At 73.3% G+C, this 10,598-nt stretch carries 10 protein-coding genes and 1 pseudogene; 5 read left to right on the top strand and 6 right to left on the bottom strand.

Annotated elements, in window-relative coordinates; all coding sequences use genetic code 11:
- Window positions 1-10: 10 nt before the first annotated feature.
- The 3 genes from AB0C16_RS10330 to AB0C16_RS10320 form a co-directional block, all read right to left on the bottom strand.
- Entirely contained in the window at window positions 11-1,195 is a 1,185-nt protein-coding gene (locus AB0C16_RS10330) for an MFS transporter (RefSeq protein WP_357681029.1), read from the bottom strand.
- A gap of 142 nt (window positions 1,196-1,337) precedes the next feature.
- Window positions 1,338-1,775, bottom strand: coding sequence for a hypothetical protein (locus AB0C16_RS10325; RefSeq protein WP_357681028.1), 438 nt, complete (start codon window positions 1,773-1,775; stop codon window positions 1,338-1,340).
- Window positions 1,772-4,378, bottom strand: a complete 2,607-nt coding sequence (locus AB0C16_RS10320) for a multicopper oxidase domain-containing protein (RefSeq protein WP_357681026.1) — start codon at window positions 4,376-4,378, stop codon at window positions 1,772-1,774. The genes AB0C16_RS10325 and AB0C16_RS10320 overlap by 4 nt, the downstream gene beginning before the upstream one ends.
- Before the next feature lie 389 nt (window positions 4,379-4,767).
- Between AB0C16_RS10320 and AB0C16_RS10315 the strand changes: the two genes are divergently transcribed.
- Both AB0C16_RS10315 and AB0C16_RS10310 read left to right on the top strand, forming a co-directional pair.
- The gene (locus AB0C16_RS10315; RefSeq protein WP_357681024.1) at window positions 4,768-5,805 is read left to right on the top strand and encodes a zinc-dependent alcohol dehydrogenase family protein; all 1,038 of its coding nucleotides are present in this window, start codon (window positions 4,768-4,770) and stop codon (window positions 5,803-5,805) included.
- A gap of 63 nt (window positions 5,806-5,868) precedes the next feature.
- Window positions 5,869-6,021: an alpha-lytic protease prodomain-containing protein gene (locus tag AB0C16_RS10310; RefSeq protein ID WP_357681023.1), complete on the top strand. Its 153-nt coding sequence runs from the start codon at window positions 5,869-5,871 to the stop codon at window positions 6,019-6,021.
- Between the two features lie 403 nt (window positions 6,022-6,424).
- Here AB0C16_RS10310 and AB0C16_RS10305 read toward each other — a convergent pair whose 3' ends face one another.
- Window positions 6,425-7,288: an SMP-30/gluconolactonase/LRE family protein gene (locus tag AB0C16_RS10305; RefSeq protein WP_357681021.1), complete on the bottom strand. Its 864-nt coding sequence runs from the start codon at window positions 7,286-7,288 to the stop codon at window positions 6,425-6,427.
- Between the two features lie 133 nt (window positions 7,289-7,421).
- Between AB0C16_RS10305 and AB0C16_RS10300 the strand changes: the two genes are divergently transcribed.
- Window positions 7,422-7,616 carry a DUF4236 domain-containing protein gene (locus tag AB0C16_RS10300; RefSeq protein ID WP_357681019.1) on the top strand — a complete coding sequence of 65 codons (195 nt, stop codon included), beginning with the start codon at window positions 7,422-7,424 and terminating at the stop codon, window positions 7,614-7,616.
- Between the two features lie 62 nt (window positions 7,617-7,678).
- A pseudogene (locus AB0C16_RS10295) lies at window positions 7,679-7,831 on the top strand (DUF4236 domain-containing protein); the annotation flags it as partial.
- Window positions 7,832-7,931: 100 nt separating this feature from the next.
- On the opposite strand, the gene AB0C16_RS10290 reads toward AB0C16_RS10295, so the two are convergent.
- Window positions 7,932-8,279, bottom strand: coding sequence for a YciI family protein (locus tag AB0C16_RS10290; RefSeq protein WP_357681234.1), 348 nt, complete (start codon window positions 8,277-8,279; stop codon window positions 7,932-7,934).
- A gap of 372 nt (window positions 8,280-8,651) precedes the next feature.
- Here AB0C16_RS10290 and AB0C16_RS10285 point away from each other — a divergent pair, with 372 nt between their 5' ends.
- The gene (locus AB0C16_RS10285; RefSeq protein WP_357681018.1) at window positions 8,652-9,572 is read left to right on the top strand and encodes a hypothetical protein; all 921 of its coding nucleotides are present in this window, start codon (window positions 8,652-8,654) and stop codon (window positions 9,570-9,572) included.
- On the opposite strand, the gene AB0C16_RS10280 is transcribed toward AB0C16_RS10285, so the two are convergent.
- On the bottom strand, window positions 9,555-10,583 hold the full coding sequence (locus AB0C16_RS10280) for a carboxymuconolactone decarboxylase family protein (protein WP_357681016.1): 1,029 nt from the start codon (window positions 10,581-10,583) through the stop codon (window positions 9,555-9,557). The two genes, AB0C16_RS10285 and AB0C16_RS10280, sit on opposite strands and share 18 nt — an antisense overlap.
- Between the last annotated feature and the right edge of the window lie 15 nt (window positions 10,584-10,598).

Genomic DNA, 10,598 nt, shown 5'->3' with positions numbered 1-10,598 from the left:
AATCGGTGGTTCAGCCGCGCGCGCGCAGGATGAACCAGCAGTAAACGAAGGCACTGAGCGCCATGGCGGCCAGCAGCATGAGGCCGATGGCGTACGATCCCGTGGCCTCGAAGATGAGCCCCATCACGATGGGCGGCAGAAACCCGCCCAGGCCGCCGGCGGCTCCCACCACGCCGGTGGCGCTGCCCACCATCGTGCCGGGCACCGAACGGCCCAGGATGGCGAAGACCGCGCCGTTGCCGAGGCCCAGCGCGGCCGCCATGGTCAGGAAACCGACCGTGGCCAGGGGCATGCCCGGGGCGAACGAGACGACGATCGCGCAGGCGAACACCGCGGCCAGCACCCAGCTCAGCACCAGTGCCCCGCCGACCCGGTCGGCCAGCCAGCCGCCGACGGGACGGGCCAGAGTGGCCAGCACCACGAATCCGGCGGTGCGGGCCGCCGCGTCGGCGATGCTCAGCTCGTAGACGCCGCGCAGGTACAACGGCAGGTAGACGCCGAACGCGACGAAGCCGCCGAAGGTCAGCACGTACATCGCGGCCAGTTCGCGGGTGACGCGCAGCCGCGCGGCCGCGGCGAACCTGGTGAGGAACGGCTCGGTGGCCGCCTGCGTGCCGGGGGCGTTGCGGCCCATCGTGAGGAAGGCCAGCCCGACGGCGACCAGTGCCACGGCGACGGCGAAGAAGGGGGCGGGCCGGCCGAACTCGGTGGCCAGCCACGGGGTGGCGAATCCGGAGACGGCGGTGCCGATGTTGCCCATCCCGAAGATCCCCAGCGCCAGGCCGCGCCGCTCGGGCGGGAACCAGCCGTTGACGTACGGGACGCCGATGGCGAAGGTGGCGCCGGTGATGCCCAGCAGCAGCCCGCCGGCCAGCAGTGCCGGGTAACTCTCGGCGAAGGCCAGGAAGAGCACGGGCAGCACGCCGATCAGGCTGCAGACGCCGAACACCAGCCGTCCGCCGTACCTGTCGGTCAGCGCGCCGAGCACCATCCGGCCGAGCGAGCCGACGATCACGGGCACCGCCACCAGGAGGGAGACGGCGAACGCGCTCAGGCCGAGCAACTCCTTGTAGACCGGGCCCAGCGGGCTCAGCAGCGCCCAGGCCCAGAAGTTCACCGCGAATGCCGTGGTGGCAAGGACGAGTGCCGTGGTGCGGCCACGGGTTTCCTCGCGTGTCAGGGGAACGGCAACCATTGTCAGGTTCCTATCCGGTCGCGCCGTCGGTTGGGGGTCCTGCCAGCATCGTTGGGATCATGTTCCCCATTTAGGGTCTTTAGTCCCACATTTCTGCTCCAAAAGGCAGGCCGGAATCAGGAGCCGTGATCAGAGGGCGGGATCAGGTGGCGGGCAGGGCGGTCGCCAGCAGGATGATGCCGACGGAGCCCACCAGGGAGATCACGGCCAGCGCCCGCGCGACGGCAGGCCGCGCGGTGCCCGTGGCCCACCCGTGCAGCGCGGCCGCCACCATGACCACGCAGAACAACAGCAGCTTGGCGGCGAGCGTCCGGCCGTAGCCGGGCTCCGCCAGCGACGCCCAGGTGACCCCCTTGTGGATGGCGATGGCGACGCCCGTGGCGAGCTGGACCGGCAGGAACACCGCGCCGGTGAACATGCCGAACCGCCTGCCGACCGCCCGCAGCACCTGGGCGCGCCGCTCGGTGTCGAGCATCCGCCGGGCCAGCGGCAGCACCACGAGCGACACCGTGAGCTGCCCGCCGACCCACAGGGCCGCCGACAGCACGTGCAGGAACCTGACCACCGACCACCAGGTCATGGCGCGCCCACCTGGAAGATTCCGGAGGCGCCCGTCTCGGCTCTGCGCATGTGATGATCCACGAACGGGTAGTGCCCGGGCTCGGGGAACACGAACTCGGCGAAGCCGCCCTGCGCCGGTGCCAGATCCAGCACCTGGGCGCCGCCCTTGTCGCCGCCCTTGTCGCCGCCCTTGTCGCTCGCGCGCAGCAGGTAGGCGCCTTCCTTGTAGACGGTGTCGAACGGGACGCCCACCACGTGGAAGGCGGTGCCCGAGTCCGGCCCCGCGGCCACCACCCAGACCCGGGTCCGCTCGCCGGCCTTGGCGGTGAGCGGGGCGTGCGCGTAGCCGGCCACCATGCCGTTGAACATCCAGCCGTCCGGGCGCCCCTCCCGGATGGCGGCGCCCCGGGCGTCCGGCGAGCCCAGGTAGAGCTCTCCTTGGACGAGCACGTACTCCCGGTCGACGGGCGGCAGCCCCGGCGGGTCGATGATCACCGCGCCGTACATGCCGTTGGCGATGTGCTGGCTCATCGGCATCGTCGAGCAGTGGTAGAGCCACGCTCCGGCGTGGGCGGCGCGGAAGCGGTAGGTCAGCCGCTCTCCCGGGTCGATCGTGCGCATCGGCCCGTCGGGGGCGAGCGCGCCCGCGTGGAAGTCGATGCCGTGTCCCATCGTCCCGTCGTTGACGAACGTCACGACGAACACGTCGCCCACCTTCCCGCGGAGCACCGGGCCGGGGAGCGTGCCGTTGAACGTCCACATCCGCTGGCGGACGCCGGGGGCCACGTCCAGGTCGGTCTCCTTAACCCGGATCTCCACGCGGTGCTCGGCGCCCGAGGGCGCGGGTTCGAGGGCGGCCTCGAACGGCTTCCAGCCGGACGGCATCGGCGCGGCCGGATCGAGCGTCGCGCCCTGCGCGTGGGCGTGGTCGCCGCCGGCCGGCGAGGACTCCCCGGCCGCCGGCGAGGGCCCTCCGGCCGCCCCGGCTCCGGCGGGCACGATCCGCATGGTCATGCCGGCGGCCCGGTGCCCGGCGATCGTGCACCAGCCGTCCACGGTCTCCGCGAGCGGGGCGAGCTTCAGCACGGCGCTCTCACCGGGCGCCAGCTCCGGGGTGCGCTCTCCGGTGGACAGCCGCAGGTCGTGCCGCTGGGCGTCGGCGTTGACGACCTTCAGCGTCAGCACGGTGCCGGGCTCGGCCTCGATCAGCCCGGGCTGGACGCGCATGCCCCTGAGGGTCACCTCCACCGTCTGTTCGGCGCCGGCCGCGACCTGCATGCGGGCCGGCCCGCTCCCGCCGGACATCGCGACCACGACGGCCAGGGCGGTCAGCAGGCAGCCGATCGCCACACCGACGTGGGCGGGTGACACCTTCGGCCGGTGGGTGCCGGCCATCGCGGTCACGGCGAGCGCAACGAACGCCGCAGCCGAGCCGAGGACGAGCGCCCAGCCGAGCAGGCCGAGAGGTCCGGGCACCGGCAGCGCCAGCAGCGGCACCCCGAGATTGGCCGCCGCCAGCCGGTACACCCAGCCGCGCTCGACCAGCGCCGCGTTCCGCTTGAACCGGGGCGGCCCGCCGCCGAGCACCGCGGGCAGCAGGTGCGTGAGCGAGCCGATCAGCACCTGGCCGACGAACCCGACGAGGATCACCGGCAGCAGCGGCTCCAGTCTGGCCGCCACCTCCTCGGCGGGATGCGTGGCGACCACCACCAACTCGGCGACGAGCGCCACCTCGAACCAGACGACACCGGCCGCCAGCGTCCAGGACGCCGGCGTGTGCGGGAGGCGCCGCCGCAGGGTCTCGGCCGGCGGGGCCAGCGCCACGGCCACCGCGATCGCGTACGTCGCGAGCCCGGTCACCGCCACCCAGCGCAGGCCGGGCAGCAGTCCGGACACCGTCACCGTGAGACCCGCCACCGACAGCCACAGCGCGGCCCGGGAGCAGCGGCGGGTCAGCTCGGAGATCCGCGTGCGCAGCACCGTCGGCCACAGCGTGAACAGCGTGCCGAGCACGGCCAGGCCCACCCAGCCGAGCAGGTTCACCTGGGCGTGCGCGGCCTGCGCCCGCTCGTGCAGGGCGCCGCCCCCGGCCTGCGCGGCGAGCAGGCCGCCCAGCACTCCGCCCACCACCAGCGCGCCGGCGGCGGCGACGTACCACCCGATGACGTGGCCGAACCGGCCAGGCAGCGCCCGCCTGACCATTCCGGTCAGCACGGCCGCGTGCCAGCTCACGGCGGCCACGACCAGGGCGGCCCCGGCCGCCGCCACCGGCCACGGACCCACGGCCACCCCGTACAGCACGGCCACGGTCCCGGCGTTGAGGATGCCGATCCGGGTGGCGCTCCATCGCGCTTCAGGGGTCCGCGCGCGGAGCAGCACGCCGGCGAAGTGCTCGCTCCAGATGAGGATGGCGGTGCTGACCGCGCCGAGCAGGAAGACGTGGACCACCAGCCAGCGGGGCGCCGGCAGCTCGCCCTGCGCCAGCGCGGCCACGACGGTCAGGGCCAGCCAGCCGAGCACGATGGCGTTCGCCCGGACGTGCCACGAAGCGCGGGGGCGCGCGGGCGGGCCGGGCGGCCGGTTATCCGGTTTGGACCCGATCATCACCTCGACGGGCGGCATCCAGCGCCTCTCTTGTCCGGCCTGGCCATGTCTTGGTCCGGCCTTTGTGGAGCTTGTTCTGACTGCGAATCTTGTCCGGCCCGGGCGAACAGAGCGGGCATGGGACGGCCCGCTCTGGGACGCAACGGCCACGACAGGCTAGGCATTGCCGTCCGGCCTGCGGAGGGGCTCAAAGTCCACGATCAATGGGACCAAAGTCCTCATTCCCGTTAGCCCGGGGCGCGGGGGCGCCGTCCGGTCACCCCTCCGGCGCCCCGTACGGCGCCCAACCCGGCCAACCCGGCGCCTCCACGCGGAGGCGAAAGGCACCCGGGTGACGGGACCTTCGCCCCTACCCGTCCCATGCAGCCGTGGAAGCGTGAGGGGAAGAAGACCACGAGGAGGCCCCGATGAAGGCACTTATCTATCACGGACCCGGACAGCGCTCATGGGAGGACGCTCCCGAGCCGCGCCTCGTCGACCCGACGGACGTGATCGTACGCGTGGACGCGACCACGATCTGCGGCACCGACCTGCACATCCTCAAGGGCGACGTCCCTGCCGTGACCCCCGGCCGGATCCTCGGCCACGAGGCGGTCGGCACCGTGACGGCGACCGGCGAGTCCGTCACCACCGTCAAGGAGGGCGACCGGGTGCTAGTGTCGTGCGTCTCGGCGTGCGGCCGCTGCCGCTACTGCCGCGAAGGCATGTACGGGCAGTGCCTGGGCGGCGGCGGCTGGATCCTCGGGCACCTGATCGACGGCACGCAGGCCGAGTACGTTCGCGTGCCGTTCGCCGACACCTCGACCTACAAGCTGCCGGACGGCGTGGAGGACGAGGCGGCGCTGATGCTGTCCGACATCCTGCCGACCTCCTACGAGGTCGGTGTGCTCAACGGCCGGGTGCGCCCCGGCGACACGGTCGTGGTCGTGGGCGCCGGCCCCATCGGCCTGGCCGCGATCGTCACCGCGCAGCTGTTCACGCCCAGCCACATCGTCGCCGTCGACCTCGCGCCCTCCCGGCTGGAGGCCGCCAAGCAGTTCGGCGCGGACGTGGTCGTCGGCCCCGGTGACGACGCGGCCGCCGCGGTGGCCGAGCTGACCGGCGGGCTCGGCGCCGACGTCGCCATCGAGGCGGTCGGCGTGCCGGAGACCTTCGAGCAGTGCACCCGCCTGATCCGGGCCGGCGGCCACGTCGCCAACGTCGGCGTGCACGGCGAGTCCGTGCCCCTGCACCTTGAGAACCTGTGGATCCGCAACGTCACGATCACCACGGGCCTGGTCGACACCTACTCCACGCCCACGCTGCTGGACATGGTCGCCGCCAGGCGGCTGGACCCTGGCAGGTTCGTCACCCACCGCTTCCCGCTGGACGAGATGTCCGCCGCCTACGACACCTTCTCCGACCCGGCGGCGACCGGGGCGCTCAAGGTCGTCCTGGCGCGCTGACCCTCAGCGCAGCACCCTGCCGCCCAGCTCGGCGACCTCGCCGGGGGCCTTGAGGTGGGCGCCGTGACCCTGGCCGGGCAGCACCACGCGCTCGCCGCGTGGCAGCACCCGCGCCAGGGCGTCGACCGGGCACCCGAACAGGCCAAGGCCGGCGCCGCCCTCTGGTACGTCGACGTGACCACCAACAGCGTCGTCATCCAGGCCAGCGTCGGCTGATCCCCGACCGCCACAGCCACAGCGTGCCCGGCCACCGTCGGGCACGCTGTGCCGCTTTCCTCCCATCTCCACCCTGCTTGCACGGGTCCCCACCCTGGCTTGCGTGGGTGCCGCGGAGGCGGGTGGGCGTTCCGGCCGACCGCGATTGCCCAGGGTCTGGTGAATCTTGCCTTCGGCCTTGCGCCGGGCGCGGGGGTAACTGGCACGGTCTTAAGTCGGCCGGAACGCCCACCCGCCTCCGCTCAACTCTGTCCCGCCGTACGGGGTTGTTCTTCCTTAGGCTCCGGCCCGCATGAGGTGTTCCGCCCCCAGCGCAGGGCGGTGTACGTCCGGTCCCCGTCCTGTCTCGTACGAGGTACGCCGCCTTGGGACGTGTCTGTGTTGTACGAGTGTTTCGCCGGGCCTAGAGGGTGGTGGGGAGGGGTGGGCGGCCCGGGATGCCGGGGTCGGCGGCGAAGAGGGCGCCCGCGTCCGGTTGTCGGGAGCGGTCGACGTCGAGGCGTGAGGTGGTGATGAAGAGGCGGTCGAGGTTCTCGCCGCCGAACGTGACGGCGGTGACCTTGCGGACGGGCAACTGGATGACGGCGTCGAGCCTGCCTTCGGGGGTGTAGCGGTGCACGGCGCCCCCCTGCCAGAGGGCGACCCACACCCCGCCCTCGGCGTCGACGGTCAGGCCGTCGGGAGCGCCCTGATCGGGGTCCACGACGGCGAACGGCCGGCGTCCGGTGAGCCCGTGACCGGGGTCGTAGTCGAGGACGTCCACCCGCCCGGTGACGGTGTCGGCGTAGTAGGCGAGGGTGCCGTCCGGGCTGAAGTCGAACCCGTTGGAGATGGTCACCTCCGCCAGCACCACCCGCAGCGAGCCGTCGGGCTCGACCACGTGCAGGGCTCCGCGTCCCGGGCTCTGGTCGTAGGCCATGGTGCCGACGTATAAGCGGCCGTCGGGGTCGCAGCCGCCCTCGTTCATCCGGATCGACGGGTCGGCCCAGGCCTGGCCCAGCGAGCGCAGGGGCGCGTCGAAGGCGTCGTCGTCGGACAGCAGCAGCTCGCGCTCGGCGGCGACCACGAACCCGCCTCCGGCGCGCGGCCTGATGATCGCCGCGACGGCGCCCACGTGCCGGCGGCGGACCCCGCCGTCCGCGCCGAGCTCCAGCAGGTCGCCGGCCAGCATGTCGACCCACCGCAGGCCGCCCCAGCGGCCGGACCACACGGGCCCTTCGGCGTGCTCGGCGATGGGCCCGGTCACGGTGTAGGCGGCGATGGTCACGCCGGTCTCCTCTCCTCACGGCAACGGGTGGCAGTCGATTGTCACGTCCGGGCCGGGCCGCGCGCGAGCAGCGGATCGGAATCCGGGTGGGCTGTGTACGCGTTATCCCAGGTGAGACGCGTGAGGAGGGGCCATGAAAAGCAACTCGATCAAGATCGGAATGTTCCGCGTCAGCATGTCGCCGCACGGAGTCAGCCAAACCTTCGGCGGCCGGAGGTTCTACGTGACGACCACGCCCGACGGTCGCCGGCACGTGAAGGTGCGGCTGCCCGGCGGCCTGAGGGTCGGTAAGACTTTCGGCAAGAAACGGGCACGTCGTCATGACTGAATCCGATAGATCATCGCTTTTCCGGGTAGCTGGGGTCCTCTCGATCTCATGGAGGAAAGGCGATGGGCTGGAGCTACCGGAAGTCGATCAAGCTTGGGCCGTTCCGGCTGAACCTGTCCCGCGGCGGTGTCGGACATAGCTGGGGCAACCGCCTGTTCAGGGTCACCCGCACGGCCGACGGCCGGCGCACGCTGTCGGTCAACCTGCCGGGCGGTCTGCACTGGCGCAAGACCCTGAGCCGCCGTTCCCGGGACTGCCCCCCGGCGAGAAGGCCGGAGACGCGCCTCATGTCTCCGGCCTCTCCCATGTCAGAGCTCACATCTCCAGGCCGCCGTCGCGCAGCACCGGCCGCACCTCGACCACTCCGTACGGCGCCTCGGGCAGGCGGGAGCCGATCTCGACGGCCCGCTCGAAGCTGTCGCAGTCGACGAGGAGGATCCCGGCCAGCCGCTCGTCCGCCTCCACGGCGGTTCCCATGCCCTGGCCTCCGGGGACCCGCCTGGCCAGCGAGGGGTCGGACAGGGCCGCCGACACCACCAGCTCTCCGGACGCGACCAGGTCACCGGTGATCGCGGCATGGGCGCGCCAGCCCTCCGCCAGCCGCTCGTCGGGCATCTCCTGCCAGATCTCGCGGGTGGCCTGGTTGCCGTAGATCAGGATCATGTACTTCACCTGTGCCTCCACCAAGGTCGCGACGCGTGTCTCTCACCTTCAGGTCGGCGCCGGCTCCCGGATCTCGACAGCCGTGGGCCGGCGCGTGACTAGGGAGATCCCTAGGTGCCCTCCTGACGCGCCCCGGGCGGGACGTACCGAGCATTGAGGGCCGTACATCTCACGAGGTCTGGTGGTACGTCGTGGCGGGTCAGGGGCATCGGGGCGATCGGGAACTTCGGCGACGCCCGCGCGCGCAAGATCGGCACGGCCGCGTACCTCGATCGCGACCCCTCCTCGGCCGGTCACGCCAGGGTGTTCCGCCGGGCCGGCCAGGACTCCGGCGCAGGGCTGACCGGCGACCGAGAAGAGCCTAGGAGCGCCATGCCCGCTTTCTCTTACGCCACCGACCTCGCGGACGAGCTCGCCGCGATGGCCGGGGACGTCCCTGCCGCGATCGACGTGGTGCGGCTCGCCCCGCCCGACCCCGGCACGGTCCGGCGGCGCCTGCGGGCGCTCGTCGAGACCGTCGCCGCTCTGGGCGGGGACCCCGCGGAACGCCCGGAGGTGATCGACCACCCGGACCGGACCACGATGCGGCTGCCCGGCCGGCTGCGCGCCACCGGGTTCCACGCGTCGAGCGCGATGACCGTGCAGCTGGACGTGGCGCCGGGCGAGGACCCGTTCAGGGACGACCCGGGCGACGACGAGCTGACCGGCCTGCTGCGGCGGGCCGGTGAGCGGCTGGGGCTGGCCTCGCTCGTCCCGGCGGACGACCGGCTGGCGTTCGAGCGCCTCTGGCGGATCGGCGACCGGCCGGGCCGCACGTCCGAGCCGGTGCTGTGCCGCGCCGTCGGCGCGTTCCGCCACTTCGTCCGCGAGATCCCGGTGTACGGCAGGGCCTCGGCCACGGTCGAGCTGGCCGAAGGCGGCAGGCTGTCGTCGCTGAGCCTGTCCGCGCGCCGCTTCGCCGACGACGGCGGGGGCACGACGGTCGCCACCCCCGAGGTGCGCCGGCCGCGGGTGGCGGCCCGGGAGGTGGCCGCCCGCGTGGTGGAGTCGTTCGGCGGACCGGCGGAGCTGCCCGGGACGATCCTGGTGCCGCAGTGGTTCCGGTGGGGCTACCTGAGCCTGGGCCGGCGGCGGGCCCAGGCCCTGCTGGCTCCGTTCTACCTGGCCAGCCTCACCATCCGCCGCGAGCACGAGACGTCGGCCCACCTGGTCGCCGTCCCGGCCACCGACGAGCGGTTCGTACACCTGCCGTCCGGCCGGCGTCCGGCTCCCCGGTCACGTCAGCCGGCCTAGGTCTCGGGTCGCGGCGGTGATGGCCGCCTCGGCGTGTTCGGTGGCGGTGATCGCGCCGAACGCGACGAGCCGTACCAGGTCGGTGTCGGTGCCCGCCGCGGCGGCACGCCAGGCGGAGACGTCGGCGTCGGTGATGCGGTACGGCGCCAGCGCCGCGAGCAGGGCGAGCCCGGCGGCGGGGCGGGACGAGCCGGGCAGGGCCGCGAGGTCGGGCCGGCCGCCCAGCGGCGGGTTCGTGCCGTCCCAGGCGGCGACGGTGTCCCGGACGAACGCGCGGGCCGGCTCGTCGAGCAGTTCCCCGCCCGCGCCCGCGGTCTCCCGGAGCGCGGCCAGCGCCGGGCCGACCGGGTGCCCGGCCGCCCAGGCGGGGTGGGGCCCTGCGGCCAGGCCGTCCAGCAGCGGCAGCCCCGCTCCCTCGGGCAGCCGCCTGCGCACGGTGCGGGCCATCGCCCGGCCGCCGACGCTGCGCACCACGCGCGACTTCTGCAGGTTGCCCGGCAGCAGGTTGCCGGTGAGCAGCGCCGAGGCCGTCCGGTTGATGAAGTGGAAGACCAGGGCGGTGCCGATGTACTCGGGGGCCAGCTCGGCTGGGTACGGCGGGTCGGCCAGCTCCGCCGCGCCGGGCGTCCGGGTGGCTCGGCCCCAGGCCAGCAGGGCGGCGTGCTCCGGGTCCTCGGGCGTGCCACCGCTGGCGATGGTCTCGGCCAGCCGGTGGTCGCCGGTGGCGTGCAGGAGCACGGTGTGGGCGTCGACGCAGAAGGGGCAGCTGTTGGCCATCGACACGGCGAGCGCGACGACCTCCTTGCCGGTCCTGTCCGCCCGGCCGGCGAGCAGGGATTCGCGCAAGGTGACCCAGGTGGCGGCGAGCACGTCGGGAGCCGGGGAGAGGGACATGAAGACCGGCATGCGCGGCATCCCGAAGTCGCCGGCGAGCTGGGCGTAGACCCGGGCGGTCCGCCCGGTGGCCGTCTCGGGCGGCACCGGGGTGACGTAGCGGAAGGGTGTGGGCATCCGAATGTCCTCCGA

It is taken from the genome of Nonomuraea sp. NPDC048916 (assembly GCF_040649575.1).
Classification (GTDB): domain Bacteria; phylum Actinomycetota; class Actinomycetes; order Streptosporangiales; family Streptosporangiaceae; genus Nonomuraea.
The sequence above is the reverse complement of the archived record's forward strand: the minus strand, read 5'-3'. Positions and strand labels throughout refer to the sequence as shown.